This is a genomic window from Microbacterium sp. Root553, from assembly GCF_001426995.1.
GTDB lineage: Bacteria > Actinomycetota > Actinomycetes > Actinomycetales > Microbacteriaceae > Microbacterium.
Map to the genome: position 1 here is coordinate 1106671 of NZ_LMFY01000001.1, position 20360 is coordinate 1127030.

The following is a 20360-nucleotide window of genomic DNA, read 5'->3' on the forward strand; positions in this document are numbered from 1 at the left end:
TGGCAAGATGGGGAACCCGTACTCCAATCGACAGGAGAGCATCGTGAGCATCAGCCGCAAGCGGAAGAAGGAGCTGCGTCGTCTTCAGTCCGACGCGAACCAGCTCTGGGAGAACCAGCAGGTCCTGGTCGGCCATGCGGCCGACGTCGCGCGTGAGGCCGGACGCCAGCTCGGCCACTTCGGCCGCGAGCAGGTCGGACCCGTCGTGCAGGACACCTACAACCGTCGCGTGGCGCCGGTCGTCGATCGCGGAGTCCGTTTCGGTCATCACGTCGTCGACGACAAGGTCGTCCCGATCGTCGGTGGCGTCGTGGGCACGGCGCTCACCGCGTGGGACGTCGCGAACTCCAAGCGCGAAGGCGTCGTGAAGAAGGTCCGCAAGGCGACGAAGCCCGAGCCGAAGGGCCCCAGCGCCGGGTCGATCATCGCGATCATCCTCGGTGCCGCAGCCGCGGCCGGCGTGCTGTACGCCGCCTGGCAGGCACTCCGCGCGGACGACGAGCTCTGGGTCGCCGACGACCCGCTCTCCGCGCCCGACGCGTGACATCACCATCGGATCCGCCGGCTTCCGAGCCGGCGGATCTTCATGCGCGGGTGCGGGAGGCCGCCGCGTCGCGGGGCCTCGATATCGAGATCCTCGAACGTCCCGCCGCCGGGAGCCTCTACGAAGCAGCGGAGCTCCTCGGCATCCCCGCCTCCGGCATCGTGAAGACACTGGTCGTCAAGCGGTCCGACGACACCTACCTCTTCGCCCTCGTGCCGGGCGGGCGCTCGATCTCGTGGCCGAAGCTGCGTGCCGTGGTCGGCGTCAACAAGCTCCGTCTGCCGGAACCGGATCTCGCTCTGGCGGCGACGGGCTATGAACGAGGCACCATCGTGCCGATCGGCAGCACGACCGCGTGGCCGGTCTTCGCCGACGAGTCCATCGTGGGTCAGCGCATCGCGATGGGTGCCGGCGCCCACGGGTACAGCCTCTTCGTCGACGCCGACGACCTGATCGCGGCATACGACGCCACGGTCGCAGACATCTCGGTCCCCGAGGAACCGCGCGCCTGACTCAGAGGATGCCCGCCATCCGCAGGGCGATGTCGACCAGTTTGACGCGCTGCAGCTCCGCCACCGCTCTGCGAGGGAACCATTCCGCCATGTCGGTGGACCCCTCGGTCTCGAACCGCAGCCGTCCGCCGCGCACCGTCGCCCGGTACACGATGCGCAGGGTGTGCAGGGGCTGATCCGACGGCGTCACGCGCTGAGTCGCCGGAATCACCCGCGAGTGGATCCCGAGCAGTTCCCCGACCTTGACGGTGTACCCCGTCTCCTCCCGCAGCTCTCGGCGCACCGCGTCTTCCGGAGCCTCACCGGGCTCCAGTCCGCCACCCGGCATGGTCCACGCGACCCGCCGTCCCTCGATCCAGCGCGCCAGGAGTATGCGCCCGTCGTCATCGGTGACGACCGCGTATGCCGCGACCCGCATGTCCATGAGAACACCCTAGTTCGCGCCGACGCAGAGGTCTCCGTATGTGTCCGATGCACGGATGCCGCGGCACATCGATCAGGAATCGAGAAGCACCGCGCCTACCCGATCCGTAGTCTGAAGCCATCACGCGACACCCGAGGAGAGGATCGACCATGGCGGACGACGAGAAGAACTTCAGCGCGGAGGAGCGCGAGGCCATGAAGGAGGCGGCAGCCGACAAGCGCAGGTCCCGCTCGCGCTCCAAGAAGACCCCGGAGGACGTGCGGGCAGAGGGACTGGCCGATCTCGAGGCCGCCATCGCCAAGCTGCCCGACGCGGATGACCGCACGCTGTCTGCGGCGTTGCACGATCTCGTCAGCGAGGTCGCGCCCGAGCTGGTGCCTCGCACCTACTACGGCATGCCCGCGTGGGGGAAGGACGGCAAGGTGCTGTGCTTCTTCCAGCCCGCGAGCAAGTTCAAGGCCCGCTACGGCACCTTCGGCTTCGAGCCGATCTCGAACCTCGACGACGGCACCATGTGGCCCACGGCATATGCGCTGCTCGACCTGTCGGCGGGCAACCGCAAGGTGTTGAGCGAACGCATCCGTCTCGCCGTCAGCTGAGTCCGCAGGCGTGGCGGGGTGTGCGCGCAGTAGCGTGTATGCCGTGAGCACACTGCCGTTCTTCCCCGCATCCGTCTACGCCGCCCGACTCGATCGGGCGTCGGCCCTGGCCGCCGAGGCGGGTCTCGACGGGATCGTCGTGGGCCCGGGCCCAGACCTCGAGTACCTCGTGGGTGTCGAGGGCGACACGATCGAGCGCCTCACCGCGCTGATCCTCGGCCCCGGCACGGCTACGACGGTCGTCGTCCCTCGGATGGAACTGGCCAAGGTGCGCAGTACTGCCGTGGGTGATCTCGGTCTCGCGATCGCCGACTGGGTCGATGGCGAGGATCCGTACGAACTCGTCGCCGCCGCCCTCGGGGAGGTGTCCAGGGTCGGCGTCTCCGACGCGCTTCCGGCACTGCACGCGGTGCCCCTGGCACGGAGACTCGGCGTGGACATCGAGCTCGCGACGCCGGTGCTGCGCGAGGGCCGCATGATCAAGGACGCCGACGAGGTGACCGAGCTGCGCAGAGCCGGGGCGGCGATCGACGCCGTGCACCGACGTGTGCACGAGTGGCTGCGTGCCGGCCGCACCGAGCGCGAGGTGGCGGCGGACATCGCCGACGCCATCGTCGCCGAAGGGCACCGGACGGTCGAGTTCGTCATCGTGGGATCCGGTCCGAACGGCGCCGACCCGCACCATGAGGTCTCGGACCGCGTCATCCAGGACGGAGACGTCGTCGTCGTCGACATCGGGGGAGCGGTGCCCAGCGGCTACAACTCCGACAGCACGCGCACGTACGTCGTCGGAACTCCCGCCCCCGACGCGGCGGAACGGATCGACGCGCTGGTGCGCGCCCAGCAGGCCGCCGTCGACGCCGTGCGCCCCGGGGCGACCGCGCACGACGTGGATGCCGCGGCGCGCAGCGTGCTGGCCGACGCGGGTCTCGCCGAGGCGTTCCTGCATCGCACGGGTCACGGAATCGGCGTCTCGGTGCACGAAGAGCCCTACATCGCGCCCGGCAACGACCTCGTCCTTCGCGAGAGCATGGCCTTCAGCATCGAACCCGGCATCTACTTCGCCGGGCACTGGGGCGCACGCATCGAGGACATCGTCGTGGTGACGGCAGACGGATGCGAGCGCCTGAACGTCGCCCCTCACGGGCTCACTCCGGTCGGCTGACACGGGATCGCCCGACGGACCCGTCCCGGGGCGGTCAAGCCCCTGTCGCGTGTCGCACCGCGAGGGCAGACTGCCGGACATGGCATCTGACGGCGGCGCGCATTCCGCGACGAAGGACGACACCGGCGACGGCGGACCCGAGCGCACTCCCGACGGTCACCATGTGATCATCGGCGGACGCCGCTGGCGGGCGACGGATCCGTCGATCCCCGACTCCTTCCGGCAGGAGCTGGTGGATGAGCTCATGGCGGCGCGGCGCGCGGTCAGAGGTGCGGAGTCCGATGCCCGACGACGCGTGCAGGATGCGAAGACCGCTCTGGGAGAGCGCGGAGCGCCCTGGTGGGACGAGCGTGCAGGGGAGGCGTTCGACGAGAGGATCGCGGCGACCATCCGTGCTCTCACGCGCAGACGCGACGGCTCGTCGATCTGCCCGAGCGATGTGGCCCGCGCGATCGGCGGAGAATCCTGGCGAGCGCTGATGCCGGAGGTGCGGCGCATCGCGAGCACCCTCGCGGACGGCGACGAGATCGTGGTCACGCAGAAGGGCGAGACCGTCGACATCCGCCAGGCGAGAGGTCCGGTGCGGATGATCCGCGGGCCGCGACTCTGAACCGTCGGACGGTCTCAGATGACGTCGTAGTACCCGCCGTAGGGATAGTCGAGGTCGCCGGTGTCGCGCGAGTCGTACGCGACCGTCGCGACGCTGATGGTGACATGGCTCCGTGGGGTGATCAGCACGCTCACCGACCTGTTGCCGACCACGACGAGGTCGACGAAAGTGCCGGTGCCTCGTGTCGCCTCCTCGATGCGGTGACGAAGCTCTCCCACGTCCTGGTCTTGGGACAGCAGGAAGCTCGTCCCGTCGAACGTGATCTCGGTCTGGACCATAGTGGACTTCTCCTCACCCATGACCGGCACGTTACGCCCGAGTCGCGGAGCTGAGAAGGGGGGTTGCGATCCTTGCGAAGACATGGAAGAAGGGTCCGTCGGGTCGTGAGCTGTGGCGCGGCCGTAGTTGTTAACAGGGTTGTTAACACCTGTGGAGGGCGGGAAACGAGAAGGCCCCGCACATGGCGGGGCCTTCTCGAACTGTCTCAACACAGTGTGGAGCCTAGGAGATTCGAACTCCTGACATCCTGCTTGCAAAGCAGGCGCTCTACCAACTGAGCTAAGGCCCCGTGAGGGATTTCTTGAGTTGATGAGTGGGCCCACCAGGACTTGAACCTGGGACCTCTTCATTATCAGTGAAGCGCTCTAACCGCCTGAGCTATGGGCCCGTCAACCTCCGAAACTTTACCGGAGATTTCCGGATTTACCCAATCGAGGGCGGGGGACCGTCGAACCCCCGCCCTCGACGAGGATCATCGACCGGGACGGATCGTGACGCTTCCCGCCGCCAGAGACACATCGATCGATCGCCGGGCGGCGGCGGACTGCTCGACCTTGGCGTCGAGGGACCCCGCGCTGACCTCCTGCGTGATCGCGTACGCCTCGTCCGGCACGGTGAGATCGACCGAGCCTGCGCTCACGTCGATCGTCGTCGTGGCGGGCGCCCGTCCGGTCAGGTCGATGTTGAGGTCCCCCGCCGAGACGCTGAGCGTCGCGCTGTCGACACCGTCGAGCAGGGCGTCGGCGCGGCCGGCGCTCATGTCGATGCTCAGAGCGCTCACAGACCCCTCGACATCGAGCGCCCCCGCGTTCACGGTGATGTCGAGTTCCCCGAAGTCCCCGACCACGTCGAGACTGCCGGCATCGAGGGTCATGTCCGCATCCAGGGCGGCGTCGCGCAGACTGTCCGGCAGCGTCAGCACCGCCGACTGGTCGTCACCGAACCAGCTGCCGAACCACCATCCGAACTCGAAGTCCGGCGAGTGCACGACCAGTTCGTCTCCCTCGCGCTCGAGGGACCACGCCGGTCCACGGCTGTTGGTGATCGAGAGCCGTGCCTCATCGACATCGCCGAACTCGACGCGCATGTTCCCCGCGTCCACATCCAGATCGATCCCCTGCAGCCCGGTCACCTCCGCGGTCTGCACCGCGTCTCCCGCGTCCGTCGACGACGACGAGAGCAGACCCCGGGTGCCGGCGACGGCCGCCGTGCCACCCGAGACGAGCAGCGCGATGCCGCCGACCACGGCCGTGACGACCAGGACCGCTGTCGCCCCCGGAGTGCGGCCGCGATCCGTGCGTGGCGCCGGGGACTCCTGCTCCGACGAAGCGGGGGCGGCTGTGGTCGTCTCGGCGGCCGCCGGCGGCGGCGTCAGGGGCGTGTGACCGCCCCGGTGGTCGTCGTTGGTCGTCATCGTCCCGCTCCTGTCTGTCCGGTCGGCGTCGTACCGCCGGTGTTCTCGATGTGCGCGAGCGCCGCCAGCACGCGTCGGTTGCCCGACTCGCCCTGCTCGAAGCCCAGTTTCTGGAAGATCGCGGTGATGTGCTTCTCGACGCTGGCCTCGGAGAGGAAGAGCAGACCGGCGATCGCCTGGTTCGACTTGCCCTCCGCGATCAGCGCCAGCACGGTGCGCTCGCGTTCGGTGAGCCGCTGCATCCGGTCGTCCCGATTGCGACGGGTGAGCAGTTGGGCCACGACCTCGGGGTCGAGCACGGTCGCACCCTCGGAGATCCGCTGGACGGAGGCGAGGAACTCCGAGACGTCCGCGACGCGATCCTTGAGCAGGTAGCCGAGCGGACCGCCCTGTGCGGCGATGAGGTCGGAGGCGTAGCGCTCCTCCACATACTGCGACAAGACGAGGAGCGGGAGCGCGGGATTCGTCGCGCGCAGCCCGAGAGCGGCTCTGATGCCCTCATCGGTGAACGTGGGAGGAAGGCGCACGTCGAGGATGCAGAGCTCGGGGTCGCTCGCGGACACCGCCTCCTGCAGTCCTTCGACATCGGGCAGGGCGGCGACCACGGTGTGCCCGGCGTCCTCGAGCAGTCGCACGAGTCCCTCACGCAGCAGGACCGAGTCCTCGCAGATCAGGATGCGCATGGCACGTTCACCTCCAGGCTGGTCGGGCCGCCGACGGGACTCTCCAGGCGGAAGGTGCCGCCGGCGGCGAGCACGCGGTTCGCGATGCCGTCGAGGCCGCCGCCTGGCTGCACCTGGGCGCCGCCCATGCCGTTGTCTTCGACGCGGGCCCAGAGGATGCCGCCCTCGCGCCGCCGCACGGTGACCCTGGCCTCGCTGGCGCGGGAGTGCTTCGCGGCGTTGGTGAGCGATTCGGCGATCGAGAAGTACACCGCGGCCTCGGCCTCACGGCTGCACCGCCCGTCCATCCGCACGTCGAGGCTCACCGGGATGTGCGAGCGTCCCGCGAGCGCGGACAGCGCGGCGTCGAGACCCCGGTCGTCGAGAACCGAGGCGTGGATGCCTCGGGCGAGCTGTCGCAGCTCGGTGATGGCCGCCTTGGTCGACGTGTGCGCCTCGGCGATGAGCTCCTTGGCCGCATCCGGGTCGTGATCGATCTTCTGCTGGGCGAGGCCGAGAGTCATCCCCACCGACACGAGTCGGGGCTGGACGCCGTCATGCAGGTCACGCTCGATGCGGGTGCGCTCGACATCGGCCGCACGCACCGCTCCCTCGCGCTGCGCGGAGCTGGCTCGCACCCTTTCGGTCAGCTCGGCCTCACGGCTGCGGACGACGATCGAGAGCGCGAGCACGCGGTGCAGCAGGGCCAGACCGATCATGCCGGCGAGTGAGGCGGCCAGTCCGAGGATGCCGACGACCGGCGCCCACGCGACGGGGATGCCCCCGCCTCCGAACGGCCCGATGACGGCGTCGGTGGCGGTCAGGGGAGCGAAGCAGATGATCACCGACCACACGACGCCCCACGCCAGGCGCAGCACGATCCAGCCCAGGACCGCGGTGATCGCGAAGTTCGCGAGCGCCCGCCACATCCGGCCGTCGATCGACTGCCGTCCCAGGGAACGCAGCCACCCGACGAAACCGGGACGGTCCCGTGGGCGCCACCGCAGCGGTGCGATCGGAGTCCGATACAGTGCTCCCACCCGGGCGACCTCGAACCAGCCGACGCCGAACAGCGCGTAGACGAGGCCGACGAGGAGCACAGCTCCGATTCCGGCCGCGAAGAGCAGACCGAGGCCCGTGCCGAGCAGTCCCGAGAGGGTCGCGAAGATGAAGCCGCCGATGACCCCGATCCCTGCCAGATGAAGGATCGTGAGGAAGAGGCGAAGCGGCGGCTTCGTGGCCGTCGCCACGTGCGGCGTGGCAGTCTGTGTCGTCATGGTTCCAAGGTACGGCGGGGCTGACGAGGCCGACACCGAGGCAGCCGGACACCCGATGTCGGGTTTTCCCTACCTTCGCCACCCGGGAACGACTGAGGGGCGGATGCTGTGCGCATCCGCCCCTCAGAGAAACCCGGGGGTCAGTTCGACATGAAGCCGACGAGCAGCCCGCCGGTCACCTTCACGGCAACGTTGTAGATACCGGCCACGACAGCGCCGAGGACGGTGAAGACGATCAGGTTCAGGATCGAGACCACGGCCGCGAACGCCATCACCTGCGGCAGACCGGCGATCTCGGAGATGCGCACGGACTCGTCGGTGACGACGCCGACGAAGTCATCCGCCTGAGCGAGGATCCCGGTGGCCTGGAGCACGAGGTAGATCAGGAAGAACGACACCATCGTGACGATCGCGAGCGCGACGGCTCCCAGGAACGAGAGCTTCACAGCCGACCAGAAATCGACGTACACCAGACGCAGGCGGACCTGCTTGCCTCCGGTCTTGCGCGTGGACTTCTTCGCCAGCTTGTCGGCTACTGTGCTCATGCGTCTGCTTCCTCAGGGTTCTCGGTCGTCTCGGGGGCGGCGGCACCGGGGTCCGATTCCGCCTCGTCCGCTTCGGCGTCGTCGGTGAGGCCGCGCTCGCTGTTGCGGGCGATGGCGAGGATCCGGTCCGCTTCCGTCGTACGGGCGAACACCACTCCCATGGTGTCTCGGCCCTTCGCCGGCACCTCGGCCACGGCAGAGCGTACCACCTTGCCGCTGGAGAGAACCACCAAGACCTCGTCGTCCTCCGCCACCATCAGACCACCCGCGAGGGTGCCCCGATCGTCGTTGAGTTTGGCGACCTTGATGCCGAATCCACCGCGTCCCTGGACGCGGTACTCCTCGATCGCGGTGCGCTTCGCGTACCCGCCGTCGGTGACCACGAACACGAAGTGCCCCGGTGCGGCGACGGATGCGGAGAGCAGGCTGTCGCCCTCGCGGAACTTCATGCCCTTCACGCCGGCCGTCGCACGACCCATGGGGCGAAGCGCCTCGTCCGTCGCACTGAACCGCACCGACATCCCTCGACGACTGATGAGCAGGATGTCGTCCTCGGCGTTGACCATGAGGGCCGAGACGAGCTCGTCCTCCTCGTTCAGGCGGATGGCGATCACGCCGCCCTGGCGGTTGGTGTCATAGCTGTCGAGTCGTGTCTTCTTGACCAGACCGTCGCGCGTCGCGAGCACGAGGTAGTCCGCCACCGCGTAATCGCGGATGTCGAGCACCTGCGCGATGTTCTCGTCCGGCTGCAGGGCGAGCAGGTTCGCGACGTGCGTGCCCTTCGCATCGCGACCGGCCTCGGGGACCTCGTAGGTCTTCGAGCGGTACACGCGACCCTTGTCGGTGAAGAACAGCAGCCAGTGGTGCGTGGTCGTCACGAAGAAGTGCTCGACGATGTCATCCGCGCGCAGCTGTGCGCCCTTGATGCCCTTGCCGCCACGGTGCTGCGACCGGTAGTTGTCGCTGCGCGTTCGCTTGATGTACCCGGCGCGGGTGATGGTGACCACCATCTCCTCTTCGGCGATGAGGTCCTCCATCGACACGTCGCCGTCGAATCCGTGCAGGATGTGCGTGCGGCGGTCGTCGCCGAAACGGTCGACGATGCCGGTGAGCTCCGCCCGGATGATGTCGCGCTGCAGGGACTCGTCGGCCAGGATCGCCTTGTACTCGGCGATGAGGGATTCGAGCTCCGCCGCCTCGTCGAGGATCTTCTGCCGCTCGAGCGCGGCCAGTCGACGCAGCTGCATCGACAGGATCGCGTCGGCCTGGTCGTCGTCGATGTCGAGCAGGGCCTTCAGGCCGGTGCGAGCCTCGTCGACCGTGGGGGAGCGGCGGATGAGCGCGATGACCTCGTCGAGCGCATCGAGCGCCTTCAGGTATGCGCGCAGGATGTGCATGCGCGCCTCCGCCTTCGCCAGGCGGAAGCGGGTGCGACGGACGATGACCTCGAGCTGGTGGGTGATCCAGTTGGTCACGAAGCCGTCGATCGCCAGCGTGCGGGGAACGCCGTCGACGATCGCCAGCATGTTCGCGCCGAAGTTCTCCTGCAGCTGCGTGTGCTTGTACAGGTTGTTCAGGACGACCTTCGCGACCGCGTCGCGCTTGAGCACCACGACGAGGCGCTGACCCGTACGGTCCGAGGACTCGTCACGGATGTCGGCGATGCCGGTGATCTTGCCGTCACGGGCGAGGTCGCCGATCTTCACTGCCACGTTGTCGGGGTTGACCTGGTACGGCAGCTCAGTGATCACGAGGCACGTGCGACCCTGGATCTCCTCGACGTTGACGACCGCGCGCATCGTGATCGATCCACGCCCGGTGCGGTAGGCCTCCTGCACGCCCTTGGTTCCGAGAATCTGCGCACCGGTGGGGAAGTCCGGGCCGGGGATGCGCTGGATCAGTCCCTCGAGCAGCTCCTCGCGGGGCAGACCGGGGTTGTCGAGCGCCCAGAGCGCGGCCGCCGACACCTCGCGCAGGTTGTGCGGGGGGATGTTGGTCGCCATGCCGACCGCGATGCCGACCGACCCGTTGACGAGCAGATTGGGGAAGCGCGCCGGGAGGACCGTGGGCTCCTGCGTCTGACCGTCGTAGTTGTCGGTGAAGTCGACCGTGTCCTCTTCGATGTCGCGCACCATCTCGAGCGCGAGCGGGGCCATCTTGGTCTCGGTGTATCGCGGAGCCGCGGCGCCCATGTTGCCGGGCGAGCCGAAGTTGCCCTGGCCCATCGCCAGGGGATAGCGCAACGACCACGGCTGCACGAGACGGACGAGGGCGTCGTAGATCGCCGAGTCGCCATGCGGGTGGTACTGACCCATGACCTCGCCCACGACACGGGCGCACTTCGAGAAGGACTTGTCGGGGCGGAAGCCACCGTCGTACATGCCGTAGATCACCCGTCGGTGCACGGGCTTGAGTCCGTCGCGCACGTCGGGCAGCGCACGACCGACGATGACGGCCATCGCGTAGTCGAGGTAGCTGCGCTGCATCTCGGACTGCAGGTCGACCTGGTCGATCTTGCCGTGATCGTGTGCCAGCTCGGGGCGTTCTTCGTCAGTCATGTGTGTTGTCGATTCCGGTCGGTGTCGAACGAATGCGGGCGCGCCTCAGCGCGTCAGATGTCGAGGAAGCGGACGTCCTTGGCGTTGCGCTGGATGAATCCGCGGCGGGACTCGACGTCCTCGCCCATCAGCACGCTGAAGATCTCGTCGGCTGCCGCGGCATCCTCGATCGTGATCTGCTGCAGAGTGCGGGTCGCGTGGTCCATCGTCGTCTCCCACAGCTCCTTCGGGTTCATCTCACCGAGACCCTTGTAGCGCTGGATGCCGGCATCCTTGGGGATCCGCTTGCCGTTCTCGAGGCCGTGCTTGAGCAGAGCATCGCGCTCGGCGTCGCTGAACACGTATTCGTGCGGCTGGTTCGTCCACTTGAGGCGATACAGCGGCGGCATTGCGAGGTACACGAAGCCGGCCTCGATGAGCCCGCGCATGTAGCGGAAGAGCAGCGTCAGCAGCAGGGTGGTGATGTGCTGACCGTCGACGTCGGCATCCGCCATCAGCACGATCTTGTGATACCGCGCCTTCTCGATGTCGAACTCCTCGCCGATGCCCGTGCCGAAGGCCTGGATCATCGCCTGGACCTCTTTGTTGGCCAGAGCCTTGTCGAGGCGCGCGCGCTCGACGTTGAGGATCTTTCCGCGGAGAGCGAGGATCGCCTGCGTGTGCGGGTCGCGACCCTGCACGGCCGAGCCGCCGGCGGAGTCACCCTCGACGAGGAAGATCTCGCTGATCGACGGGTCCTTGCTCGTGCAGTCCTTGAGCTTGTCGGGCATCGCGGCCGATTCGAAGACGCTCTTGCGGCGTGCGGTCTCGCGGGCCTTGCGGGCCGCCAGACGTGCGGTCGCGGCGTCGATCGCCTTGCGGATGATGTTCTTGGCCTGGATCGGGTTGCGGCCGAACCAGTCGCCGAGCTGATCGCCGACGACCTTCTGCACGAATGCCTTGGCCTCGGTGTTGCCGAGCTTCGTCTTGGTCTGGCCCTCGAACTGCGGCTCGCCCAGCTTGATCGAGATGACCGCGGTCAGTCCCTCGCGCACGTCGTCGCCGGAGAGGTTGTCGTCCTTCTCCTTGAGAAGGTTGTTCGCACGCGCGTACTTGTTCACGAGCGTGGTCAGTGCCGCGCGGAAGCCCTCTTCGTGCGTCCCGCCCTCGTGGGTGTTGATCGTGTTCGCGTAGGTGAAGACGTTCTCGGTGTAGGAGGTGGTCCACTGCATCGCGACCTCGAGCGAGATCTTGCGCGAGGTGTCCTCGGACTCGAACGCGATGATCTCGTCGTTGACGACCTCGGCGTGACGGGCCTTGTTCAGGTACTCCACGTAGTCGACGAGGCCACGCTCGTACAGGAACACGTCGTTCGGCTGGGTGAGCGTCGCTTGACCGTCGACCTCGACCTCGTATGCCGACTTCGGTCGCTCATCGGACAACTCGATGCGGAGTCCCTTGTTCAGGAACGCCATCTGCTGGAATCGCGTACGCAGCGTGTCGTACTCGAAGTCCGTGGTCTCGGTGAAGATCTCGGCGTCGGGCCAGAACGTGATGCTGGTTCCGGTCTCGTCGGACGCCTCGCCCTTCTCGAGCTTCTGCTGCGGAACGCCGCCGTCGGCGAAGCTGTGGCGCCAGACGAAGCCCTTCTGCTTCACCTCGACGTCGAATCGGGTCGAGAGCGCGTTCACGACGGACGAGCCGACGCCGTGCAGACCGCCGGAGACCGCGTACGCGCCGCCGCCGAACTTTCCGCCGGCGTGCAGGATCGTCAGGACGACCTCGACGGTGGACTTCGTCGGGTCGGAGGAGTGCGGGTCGACGGGGATGCCGCGGCCGTTGTCGATCACCCGCACGCCGCCGTCCTCGAGCAGCGTCACGAAGATCGTGTCGGCGTAGCCGGCCAGCGCCTCGTCGACGGAGTTGTCGACGATCTCGTAGACGAGGTGATGCAGACCGCGCGGTCCCGTGGAGCCGATGTACATTCCCGGGCGCTTGCGGACCGCTTCGAGACCCTCGAGGATCTGGATGGAGTCGGCACCGTACTCACCGGGCTGCTTCACCTTGGGCGAGATCTTGTTGTTCTCGGTGGCGGGGGTCTCCCCGGTGGTGGATTCCGTCTCGTCAGCGGGGGATTCAGGCGTCATCAGAGGGCATTCTCCACATCGATATCACGAACTCCCAGTCTAGCGGTCTTTCGTGCCGATATGCGGCTCAGCGGCCTCGTGTGGCCCTCTGAGCCGTCCGGACCCCCTTCGTGGTGTCCTACCCGTAGGTATCGCGCGGGCCCCGTCCTGGAACGACTCTGGGACCCCATTTCCATGACGGTACGTCCGGTCCGATGAAGCGGAGGTTCTCGACCCCGGCGTCGGGATACCGCCGTCCGATCTCTGTGAGGATCGTCCCGCGCATGAACTGCAGGTTCTTCGCCCAGGCCGTCGAATCGCACTTCACCGTGAGGACGCCGCGCTCGAGAGAGACCGGCTCGGAGTGCTTCGCGGTGTCGGCGCCGGCCAGATCGGCCCACTGACGCACCAGATCCTCGCGCGCCAGGGTCTTCTGCCACCCCGAGTCGTGAGCCAGCTTGTCGAGCACCGCTCCGAGGGGTCCGGGGTCGCGACCGGGCGTGAACGGAGCGTTGTCGTCGTCGGTGACCACCCGGCGCTTGCGCTTCCAGTTCTTCGAACTCGGCTTCAGTCCACGCAACCGGAGATAGGTGGCGACCGTCTCGGGGGCCTCGGATGCCGGCACGGCGGCGGGATCAGTCATCCGACGCCTCCCTCTCATCGCTGATGGTCCCTGCGGAGATCCTCACGACGTGCGCGTGCAGGACCTCGGGGATGTCCTCCTCGACGGCGGCGGTCACCACCACCTGCTCGTACCCGGCGGTGAGGGCGGCGAGGCGCTGACGGCGATCGGCGTCGAGCTCGGCGAACACGTCGTCGAGGATGAGCACCGGATCTCCGGCCGGCGACTCGGCGCGCAGCAGCTCGGCCGACGCGAGACGCAGGGCGAGGGCCACGGACCAGGATTCCCCGTGCGAGGCGTAGCCCTTGACGGGGAGACCGCGCACGCTGAGCACCAGGTCGTCGCGATGCGGACCGGTGAGGGTGAGGCCGCGATCGAGCTCGTTCGAGCGTTTCGCGAGCAGCGCGGCGTGGAACATCTCGGCGATGTCGCCGGAGGTCTCGGCGGTGGCGGGCACTCCGACTTCGGGCTCCTCGGGATCCGCGCCGCGGACCGAGAGCGCCCACTCCAGCCGCGGCCGGTGATCCTCTCCGGCGATCGCCGCGTAGGCCTCGGCGACCGGCTGCTGGAGGTCGATGGCCAGGCGCTGTCGCGCGGAGATGATCTCGGCGCCGAGTGACACGAGCTTGTCGTCCCAGACGTCGAGAGTGCTGAGCCCCTCGCCCTTGATCCCCCGCGCCCGTGCCGATTTCAGCAGCGCGTTGCGCTGTTTGAGCACGCGGTCGTAGTCGGCGAGCACCGATGAGAGGCGCGGAGTGCGCTGGATCAGCAGCTGGTCCACGAATCGACGTCGCGCGGAGGGGTCTCCGCGCACGATCTGCAGGTCCTCCGGCGCGAAGAGCACGACGTGGGCGTAACGCGGGAGCTCGTTCGTCTTGGACGGAGACCCGTTGATGCGCGCCTTGTTGGATCCTTGCTTGTTCAGCTGGACCTCGACGAGGACCTTGCGCTCACCGTGCGAGAGACGAGCGCGGATGACGGCGAAATCCTGTCCTTCCCGCACCATCGGCGCGTCGGAGGAGACCCGATGGGATCCGAGCGTCGCCAGGAACACCACGGCCTCGGCGAGATTCGTCTTGCCTTGGCCGTTTCTGCCCACCAGCACGTTGGGACCGCGGTGGAGAGCGAGATCGGCGGTCGCGTAATTGCGGAAATCGACCAGACTCAGGTGCTCCACAATCACGCTGTCAGCCTACCTTCGGGGTCTGACACTGCCCAGGTCGTGCCGGACGACGCGGAACCGGACGTGCTCGTCGCGGGATCAGCGCAGCAGCAGGTTGGGCTGGAGCAGGTACTTGAACGAGTCGAGCCCTGCCTGGTCGACCGAGGTCTGGCTCGTGATGAGCACCGGGCTGAGCTTGTTGGCGTTGTCGCTCGAGGTGAACGTGACGCGCACGAACTCGCTCTTGACGGCGCCGAGCGCCTCGATCAGGTACTGCGGGTTGAGTCCGAGGGTCACTTCGTCGCCCCCCGACAGGATCGCGTCCACCGACTCCGATGCACGGGCGTGCTCGCTGCCGGACGCATCCATGGTCACTCCGTCGGCTGCGAAGGTGAAGCGCAGCGGGGCGGCGCGGTCCAGCACGAGCGACACGCGGCGGACCGCCTCGACGAGGTCGGCGGTGTTGACGACCGCGTAGTGCTCGGTCTGCTCGGGGAACAGGCGGCGGACCGGGGGGAAGTTGCCCTTGATGAGCAGCGACGTCACCGTCTTGTTCCCGGCGGTGAACGCGATGATCTCTCGGTCCCCCGCGCCGGAGAAGGCGATCTGGATCGTGCCGGCATGTCCGAAGGTCTTACCGACCTCGAGCAGAGTGCGCGCGGGGACCAGTGCGGTGGCCTCGACCGATTCGCCGTCCCACGGGACGTCGCGGAGCGAGACGCGGTAACGGTCCGTGGCGACGAGGCTGAGGGTGTGACCCGACACCTCGAGCTGGACACCGGTGAGCACGGGGGTCACGTCGTCGCGGGATGCAGCGAAGCCGACCTGTGCGATCGCCGTGCCGAACTCGTCGGCGGGAACGACTCCCGACGAGCCCGAGACCTCGGGGATCGAGGGATATTCCTCGACGGGCATGGCTGCGAGCGTGAACCGAGCCGACCCGCAGGTCACCGTGATCCCGCCGTCGTCCTCGACGGCGATCTCGATCGGTGCGTTCGGAAGCCGGCTGGCGATGTCGGACAGGAGTCGTCCGTGGACGAGGATCGTGCCGGGCGTCTCGACCGTGGCCTCGATCGTCGTACGGGCGGATGCTTCGTAGTCGAAAGCCGAGAGGGTCAGTCCCGAGCCGTCGGCCTCGATCAGCACGCCGGCGAGGATCGGCTGCGGGTTGCGCTGCGGAAGAAGCTTGACGACGAACGACACAGCCTCGCTGAACACATCGCGATTGACCTGAAACCTCACGGGTGCTCCCTTGTCGTCGTTCTGAGACGTGTCGTCATCGGTCCTGCCGGTGCAGGGCTTCCCATGCTAGCCCCACAGTCGGGCGTACTCCTACGACGGACGTGAAGCCCGACCTGTCCGAACTCTCCCCACCGTCTGGTGATCGGATCGCCCCTGAAATGAATTAACTCCTTAACGGTGTTAACGCCTGTGGATTCTGTGGATAACTCGGTGGATAGCAGACGCGAGTAAGGAACTACACGGATGTCAGTTGTGGAATCCCTGAGGAATCCGCGGGTGGACGGGGTGAGCCGACCGGAAGTGTCATCCGCGGTTATCCACAGGTTGGGCCGTTTCCCACACATCCGTCCCGATCTCAGCGGCATCCATCCACAAGTTATCCACATGTGCAAACTGGCATCGATCCGTCGTCTCATATGCCCCATCGGGAGACCAGAAGGGGGTCACGACGGCCTCGCGGCTGTCGTGACCCCCTTCGGAGCCGTCGGACGACGCTCAGCGGCGTCCGAGCTGCGTGGTGATCTCGGTCACCTGGTTGTAGATCGAGCGGCGCTCCTTCATGAGCTCGCTGATCTTCTTGTAGGCGTACATGACCGTGGTGTGATCGCGATTGCCGAACAGCTGTCCGATCTTCGGCAGCGAGAGACTGGTGCGCTCTCTGCAGAGGTACATGGCGATCTGTCGTGACGTCGCGATCTGCTGCGATCGGCTCGAGCCGTACAGGTCGTCGACGGTGAGCTTGAAGTACTGCGCCGTGGCCGTGATGATGTCGGTCGGCGAGATGATGTTGTCCTCCGCCGTGTCGATGATGTCGCGCAGGACGGTCTGGGCCAGCGAGATGTCGAGCGCGGAGCGGTTGAGGCTCGCGAACGCGGAGACGCGGATGAGTGCACCTTCGAGCTCGCGGATGTTCGAGGACACGACGGTGGCGATGTACTCGAGCACCTCGTCGGGAATGTGCAGCGCCTCGCTCTGGGCCTTCTTGCGGAGGATCGCGATGCGGGTCTCGAGGTCGGGGGCCTGGACGTCGGTGATGAGACCCCACTCGAAGCGGCTGCGCATCCTGTCCTCGAACCCGGTCAGGTGCTTCGGCGCCACGTCGCTGGTGATCACGACCTGCTTGTTGTGATCGTGCAGCGTGTTGAAGGTGTGGAAGAACGCCTCCTGGGTCTCGGCGCGACCCTGCAGGAACTGGATGTCGTCGATGAGGAGGATGTCCACCTCGCGGTAGCGCGCCTGGAACGCGGCGCCGCGGTTGTTGGCGATCGAGTTGATGAAGTCGTTCGTGAACTCCTCGCTCGAGACGTACCTGACCTTCACCCCTGCATAGAGGGATTGGGCGTAGTCGCCGATCGCGTGCAGGAGATGGGTCTTGCCGAGTCCGGAGTCGCCGTAGATGAAGAGCGGGTTGTATGCCTTGGCGGGAGCCTCCGCGACGGCGACGGCCGCTGCATGGGCGAATCGGTTGGACTGTCCGATGACGAAGTTGTCGAAGGTGTACTTCGGATTGAGTCGCGACTCGTGCCGCAGCTGCGTGGGCTGCTCCATCGGCGACTCGACGCGCGACTGCTCCTGACGGCCGTAGTCGGCGACGGCGATCGGTGCCGTGGGCTGCTCGGCGAGCTCATGGTTGACCACGACACGGTACGAGGTGACCTCTTCGCCGATGTGCGACAGCGCCTCCATGATCGGGAGCCGCAGACGTTTGTTGATCTGTGCCGCGGTGAGGTCGTTGGGCACCTCGAGGTACAGGGTCGCGGCCATCACGCCGGCCGGCACGGCGAGACTGAGGAATCCCTGCAGCTGGGGGGTGACCCGGTCATCCGCTTCGAGCAGCTCCTGCACCGTGGTCCAGATCGGAACGTCGGGCTGGGCAGGTGATGACATGACGCTCCGGGCTGCAGATGTGCGGAGGGCTCCCGAGACGTCAGGACCCTGTGGATAACTCCGGATGCCACGGTAGTCACAGCGGCTGTGAACGGCAACCTGCCCTGAGGAATCCGCGCGCGTGTTGCGCATACGTGCAGGCGAGGGGTTGTGGATAATAGCTGTGCGGATCTCGCAGGTCATCCACTGCCGAAGCGCGCAGATTTGCTCTGCGCGCCGTCAAGACGTACCCTTAATCGGTTGACTTATGCCTGAACGGCAGATCCCTATGTCTCCGGTCAAAATGATCCCGGTGGCAGCATTCCCGGAGTGATTCCATGAGCAAGCGCACCTTCCAGCCCAACAACCGTCGTCGCGCCAAGAAGCACGGCTTCCGTCTTCGCATGCGCACCCGCGCCGGCCGCGCCATCCTGTCGGCTCGCCGCGCGAAGGGCCGCACCGAGCTCTCCGCGTAGAACGCTGTGCTCGCCCGCCCGTATCGTGTGACCCGCGGGAGCGACTATCGACTGGTCGTTCGACGCGGTTCACGTTGTGGCGGAGCCCGCGTCGTCACATCGATGCTGACGACGGGTGAGAGCAGAGCCGCGAGGTTCGGATTCATCATCAGCAAGCAGGTGGGCACCGCAGTGGTGCGCAACACCGTCCGTCGGCGACTCAAAGCCGTCTGTGCGGAGGCGCTGTCACGGGTACCCGAGGGCACGGATGTCGTCATCCGTGCCCTTCCTGCATCCGCGACTGCGAGCTTCTCCGAACTGAGTGCCGATGTGAATCGCTGCCTCGACCGACTCGTGAAGACACGATCATGACCGCTCTACCGGCGTCGTCGATCGGCACGGGACGGATGCAGGCGAGTGACCTGCTGCGCAGCATCCCCCTGATCCCCAGGAATCTCGTGCTGGGGTTCCTCACCGGGTACCGCAAGGTGATCTCCCCGATGTACGGAGACGTGTGTGCGTACTACCCATCCTGTTCGGCTTACGCTGTAGGGGCGGTGCAACAGCACGGTGCCGTGCGGGGAACACTGTTCTCGGCGTGGCGCATTCTCCGTTGCAATCCCTGGAGTCACGGCGGCGTCGATGACGTCCGTCCGCATGAACACTTCCGCTATGACCTGACCGCTCGCGGTTTCGTCGTCCCTTCCCGAAAGGACTGATCGGTGGGTCTTGACCTTCTGTTCGCCAGCGCAACACCGTCGCCGGCGCCTGCCTCCGGCGGCTTCGACCTGATCGGCACCATCCTCTGGCCGCTCAAGTGGGTCGTCGAGCTCGTTCTCGTCGCCTGGCACTGGCTTCTGACCGCGGTCGGCCTCCCGGCCGCATCCGGTCTGACCTGGGTGCTGTCGATCGTCGGCCTCGTCATCGTCGTGCGTGCTGCCCTGATCCCGCTCTTCGTGAAGCAGATCAAGAGCCAGCGAAAGATGATGGAAATTGCTCCTGAACTGCGAAAAGTTCAAGAGAAGTATCGGGGCAAGAAAGATCAGCTCTCTCGCGAGGCCATGAGCCGCGAGACCATGGCGCTGTACAAGAAGCACGGCACGACACCGATGTCGAGCTGTCTGCCACTGCTGGTGCAGATGCCGATCTTCTTCTCGCTGTTCAGCGTGCTGAGCGATGTGACCAAGCATCACAATGCCGGTATCGGTGGAGTCGGCTTCCTCAGCGCCGAGCTCACCGAGCAGTTCTACGACGCGAAGCTGTTCGGTGTGGCCTCGCTGCACGAGACTCTCGGCAACGCCGTGGAGGCGGGGAACACCACCGCGATCGTCATCCTGGTCACGCTCGTCGTCCTGATGATCGGATCGCAGTTCTTCACGCAGCTGCAGATCATCTCGAAGAACCTGTCGCCCGAGGCCAAGACCGGCCAGGCGTACCAGATGCAGAAGATCATGCTCTACGTGCTGCCGCTCGGGTTCATCTTCTCGGGAATCTTCTTCCCGCTCGGTGTCGTCGTCTACTGGTTCATCTCGAACCTGTGGACCATGGGTCAGCAGTTCCTCGTCATCCGCGAGATGCCGACTCCCGGCTCGGAGGCCGCGAAGGCCCGTGAGGAGCGCCTGGCGCGCAAAGGCAAGGCCATCGATTCCTCGGGCAAGGTCGTGCCGATGGCGGTGTACGAGGCTGAGCAGCAGCGCATGCTCGACGAGGTGGAGAAGGCCAAGGCCGAGGCTCCCAAGCGTCAGCAGCCGGTCGGTAAGAAGCGTTCGAAGAAGAAGGGGAGCGGTGCATGACGGAGAACATCACGGCCATCGAGGAGCCGACAGTCGCACAGCTCGAGAACGAGGGCGACATCGCGGCTGACTACCTCGAAGAGCTCCTCGACATCGCCGACATCGATGGCGATCTGAACCTGGATGTCCGTCAGGGTCGGGCATACGTGTCCGTCGAAGCCGAGGGGAATGGCCTCTCTCTTCTGTCGGCACCTGACACGGTGCAGGCTCTGCAGGAGCTCACTCGTCTGGCGGTTCAGAACCGGACAGGCTCGTTCTCGCGTCTCATCCTCGACATCGGCGGCTCGCGCGACGCGCGCCGGGCTCAGCTCGAGACCCTCGTGAACGCGGCCGCTGCCAAGCTGGACGAGGGCGCGAGTCAGGCATCCCTTCCCGCGATGTCGAGCTACGAGCGCAAGCTGGTGCACGACATCGCTGCCGATCAGGGTCTCGTGTCCGAGTCCTACGGCGAGGGTGCCGACCGTCACACGGTTCTCCGTCGTCGGTGATGTTCCACGTGAAACATCACGTCGGACTCCGCCGGTGA

The 20360-nt window shown here is 66.7% G+C and carries 21 protein-coding genes, 2 tRNA genes and 1 pseudogene; 10 read left to right on the forward strand and 14 right to left on the reverse strand.

Annotated elements, in window-relative coordinates; genetic code table 11:
* Positions 1–43 precede the first annotated feature (43 nt).
* Both ASD43_RS05050 and ASD43_RS05055 read left to right on the forward strand, forming a co-directional pair.
* The gene (locus ASD43_RS05050) at positions 44–544 is read left to right on the forward strand and encodes a hypothetical protein (protein WP_056419116.1); all 501 of its coding nucleotides are present in this window, start codon (positions 44–46) and stop codon (positions 542–544) included.
* Between the two features lie 50 nt (positions 545–594).
* The gene (locus ASD43_RS05055) at positions 595–1056 is read left to right on the forward strand and encodes an aminoacyl-tRNA deacylase (RefSeq protein ID WP_188042322.1); all 462 of its coding nucleotides are present in this window, start codon (positions 595–597) and stop codon (positions 1054–1056) included.
* 1 nt (position 1057) lies between these two features.
* Here the strand turns inward: ASD43_RS05055 and ASD43_RS05060 are convergent, their stop codons facing one another.
* Complete coding sequence (locus ASD43_RS05060; RefSeq protein ID WP_056414396.1) at positions 1058–1480, reverse strand: NUDIX hydrolase; 423 nt, start codon at positions 1478–1480, stop codon at positions 1058–1060.
* Positions 1481–1629: 149 nt separating this feature from the next.
* On the opposite strand from ASD43_RS05060, the gene ASD43_RS05065 reads away from it, so the two are divergent.
* From ASD43_RS05065 to ASD43_RS05075, 3 genes are all read left to right on the forward strand, one after another.
* Positions 1630–2079, forward strand: a complete 450-nt coding sequence (locus tag ASD43_RS05065) for a DUF1801 domain-containing protein (RefSeq protein WP_056414398.1) — start codon at positions 1630–1632, stop codon at positions 2077–2079.
* A gap of 43 nt (positions 2080–2122) precedes the next feature.
* Positions 2123–3244 carry a M24 family metallopeptidase gene (locus ASD43_RS05070; protein WP_056419127.1) on the forward strand — a complete coding sequence of 374 codons (1122 nt, stop codon included), beginning with the start codon at positions 2123–2125 and terminating at the stop codon, positions 3242–3244.
* Positions 3245–3323: 79 nt separating this feature from the next.
* A complete protein-coding gene (locus ASD43_RS05075) occupies positions 3324–3854 on the forward strand; it encodes a DUF3253 domain-containing protein (protein WP_056419129.1) in 531 nt (176 codons plus the stop codon).
* Positions 3855–3868: 14 nt separating this feature from the next.
* Here ASD43_RS05075 and ASD43_RS05080 read toward each other — a convergent pair whose 3' ends face one another.
* The 13 genes and pseudogenes from ASD43_RS05080 to dnaA all read right to left on the reverse strand — a co-directional run.
* Complete coding sequence (locus tag ASD43_RS05080) at positions 3869–4132, reverse strand: hypothetical protein (protein ID WP_082539268.1); 264 nt, start codon at positions 4130–4132, stop codon at positions 3869–3871.
* Positions 4133–4349: 217 nt separating this feature from the next.
* Positions 4350–4422: transfer RNA gene (locus ASD43_RS05085), tRNA-Ala, on the reverse strand.
* A gap of 25 nt (positions 4423–4447) precedes the next feature.
* Positions 4448–4521 (reverse strand) — tRNA-Ile (locus tag ASD43_RS05090).
* Positions 4522–4605: 84 nt separating this feature from the next.
* Positions 4606–5547: a DUF4097 family beta strand repeat-containing protein gene (locus ASD43_RS05095; protein ID WP_200946566.1), complete on the reverse strand. Its 942-nt coding sequence runs from the start codon at positions 5545–5547 to the stop codon at positions 4606–4608.
* On the reverse strand, positions 5544–6230 hold the full coding sequence (locus tag ASD43_RS05100; protein WP_056414404.1) for a LuxR C-terminal-related transcriptional regulator: 687 nt from the start codon (positions 6228–6230) through the stop codon (positions 5544–5546). Before ASD43_RS05100 ends, ASD43_RS05095 begins: the two co-directional genes overlap by 4 nt.
* A complete protein-coding gene (locus ASD43_RS05105; RefSeq protein ID WP_056414406.1) occupies positions 6218–7486 on the reverse strand; it encodes a sensor histidine kinase in 1269 nt (422 codons plus the stop codon). The genes ASD43_RS05100 and ASD43_RS05105 overlap by 13 nt, the downstream gene beginning before the upstream one ends.
* 140 nt (positions 7487–7626) lie before the next feature.
* Entirely contained in the window at positions 7627–8031 is a 405-nt protein-coding gene (locus ASD43_RS05110; protein ID WP_056414409.1) for a DUF3566 domain-containing protein, read from the reverse strand.
* The gene (gyrA, locus tag ASD43_RS05115) at positions 8028–10589 is read right to left on the reverse strand and encodes a DNA gyrase subunit A (protein WP_056414412.1); all 2562 of its coding nucleotides are present in this window, start codon (positions 10587–10589) and stop codon (positions 8028–8030) included. The genes ASD43_RS05110 and gyrA overlap by 4 nt, the downstream gene beginning before the upstream one ends.
* A 53-nt stretch (positions 10590–10642) precedes the next feature.
* Positions 10643–12715 (reverse strand): DNA topoisomerase (ATP-hydrolyzing) subunit B, encoded by a 2073-nt coding sequence (gene gyrB, locus ASD43_RS05120; protein ID WP_056414416.1) that lies wholly within the window; start codon positions 12713–12715, stop codon positions 10643–10645.
* Between the two features lie 118 nt (positions 12716–12833).
* Positions 12834–13337 (reverse strand): DUF721 domain-containing protein, encoded by a 504-nt coding sequence (locus ASD43_RS05125; RefSeq protein ID WP_056414419.1) that lies wholly within the window; start codon positions 13335–13337, stop codon positions 12834–12836.
* Positions 13330–14499, reverse strand: coding sequence for a DNA replication/repair protein RecF (recF, locus tag ASD43_RS05130; protein WP_056414423.1), 1170 nt, complete (start codon positions 14497–14499; stop codon positions 13330–13332). The genes ASD43_RS05125 and recF overlap by 8 nt, the downstream gene beginning before the upstream one ends.
* A 78-nt stretch (positions 14500–14577) precedes the next feature.
* Positions 14578–15720 (reverse strand): DNA polymerase III subunit beta, encoded by a 1143-nt coding sequence (gene dnaN / locus ASD43_RS05135; RefSeq protein WP_056414426.1) that lies wholly within the window; start codon positions 15718–15720, stop codon positions 14578–14580.
* 495 nt (positions 15721–16215) lie between these two features.
* Positions 16216–17544, reverse strand: a pseudogene (gene dnaA / locus ASD43_RS05140) (chromosomal replication initiator protein DnaA); the annotation flags it as partial.
* Positions 17545–17924: 380 nt separating this feature from the next.
* Between dnaA and rpmH the strand changes: the two are divergent.
* The 5 genes from rpmH to ASD43_RS05165 are packed head-to-tail and all read left to right on the forward strand — an operon-like array spanning position 17925 to position 20322.
* Complete coding sequence (rpmH, locus tag ASD43_RS05145) at positions 17925–18062, forward strand: 50S ribosomal protein L34 (RefSeq protein ID WP_022889115.1); 138 nt, start codon at positions 17925–17927, stop codon at positions 18060–18062.
* A 27-nt stretch (positions 18063–18089) separates the two neighbouring features.
* The gene (gene rnpA / locus ASD43_RS05150; protein WP_235564034.1) at positions 18090–18413 is read left to right on the forward strand and encodes a ribonuclease P protein component; all 324 of its coding nucleotides are present in this window, start codon (positions 18090–18092) and stop codon (positions 18411–18413) included.
* Positions 18410–18760, forward strand: coding sequence for a membrane protein insertion efficiency factor YidD (gene yidD / locus ASD43_RS05155; protein WP_056414435.1), 351 nt, complete (start codon positions 18410–18412; stop codon positions 18758–18760). Before rnpA ends, yidD begins: the two co-directional genes overlap by 4 nt.
* Positions 18761–18763: 3 nt before the next feature.
* Positions 18764–19834, forward strand: coding sequence for a membrane protein insertase YidC (gene yidC / locus ASD43_RS05160; RefSeq protein ID WP_056414438.1), 1071 nt, complete (start codon positions 18764–18766; stop codon positions 19832–19834).
* Positions 19831–20322, forward strand: coding sequence for a Jag family protein (locus ASD43_RS05165; RefSeq protein ID WP_056414441.1), 492 nt, complete (start codon positions 19831–19833; stop codon positions 20320–20322). Before yidC ends, ASD43_RS05165 begins: the two co-directional genes overlap by 4 nt.
* The last annotated feature ends 38 nt before the right edge of the window (positions 20323–20360 follow it).

Excerpts from the sequence above, each read along its gene's own strand:
- ASD43_RS05125 (WP_056414419.1), bottom strand. The coding sequence starts at position 13,337 with ATGACTGATCCCGCCGCCGTGCCGGCATCCGAGGCCCCCGAGACGGTC.
- rpmH (WP_022889115.1), top strand. The coding sequence starts at position 17,925 with ATGAGCAAGCGCACCTTCCAGCCCAACAACCGTCGTCGCGCCAAGAAG.
- ASD43_RS05100 (WP_056414404.1), bottom strand. The coding sequence starts at position 6,230 with ATGCGCATCCTGATCTGCGAGGACTCGGTCCTGCTGCGTGAGGGACTC.
- ASD43_RS05080 (WP_082539268.1), bottom strand. The coding sequence starts at position 4,132 with ATGGTCCAGACCGAGATCACGTTCGACGGGACGAGCTTCCTGCTGTCC.
- ASD43_RS05105 (WP_056414406.1), bottom strand. The coding sequence starts at position 7,486 with ATGACGACACAGACTGCCACGCCGCACGTGGCGACGGCCACGAAGCCG.
- ASD43_RS05165 (WP_056414441.1), top strand. The coding sequence starts at position 19,831 with ATGACGGAGAACATCACGGCCATCGAGGAGCCGACAGTCGCACAGCTC.
- ASD43_RS05110 (WP_056414409.1), bottom strand. The coding sequence starts at position 8,031 with ATGAGCACAGTAGCCGACAAGCTGGCGAAGAAGTCCACGCGCAAGACC.
- yidD (WP_056414435.1), top strand. The coding sequence starts at position 18,410 with ATGACCGCTCTACCGGCGTCGTCGATCGGCACGGGACGGATGCAGGCG.
- ASD43_RS05060 (WP_056414396.1), bottom strand. The coding sequence starts at position 1,480 with ATGGACATGCGGGTCGCGGCATACGCGGTCGTCACCGATGACGACGGG.
- ASD43_RS05075 (WP_056419129.1), top strand. The coding sequence starts at position 3,324 with ATGGCATCTGACGGCGGCGCGCATTCCGCGACGAAGGACGACACCGGC.
- ASD43_RS05065 (WP_056414398.1), top strand. The coding sequence starts at position 1,630 with ATGGCGGACGACGAGAAGAACTTCAGCGCGGAGGAGCGCGAGGCCATG.
- gyrA (WP_056414412.1), bottom strand. The coding sequence starts at position 10,589 with ATGACTGACGAAGAACGCCCCGAGCTGGCACACGATCACGGCAAGATC.
- ASD43_RS05095 (WP_200946566.1), bottom strand. The coding sequence starts at position 5,547 with ATGACGACCAACGACGACCACCGGGGCGGTCACACGCCCCTGACGCCG.
- gyrB (WP_056414416.1), bottom strand. The coding sequence starts at position 12,715 with ATGACGCCTGAATCCCCCGCTGACGAGACGGAATCCACCACCGGGGAG.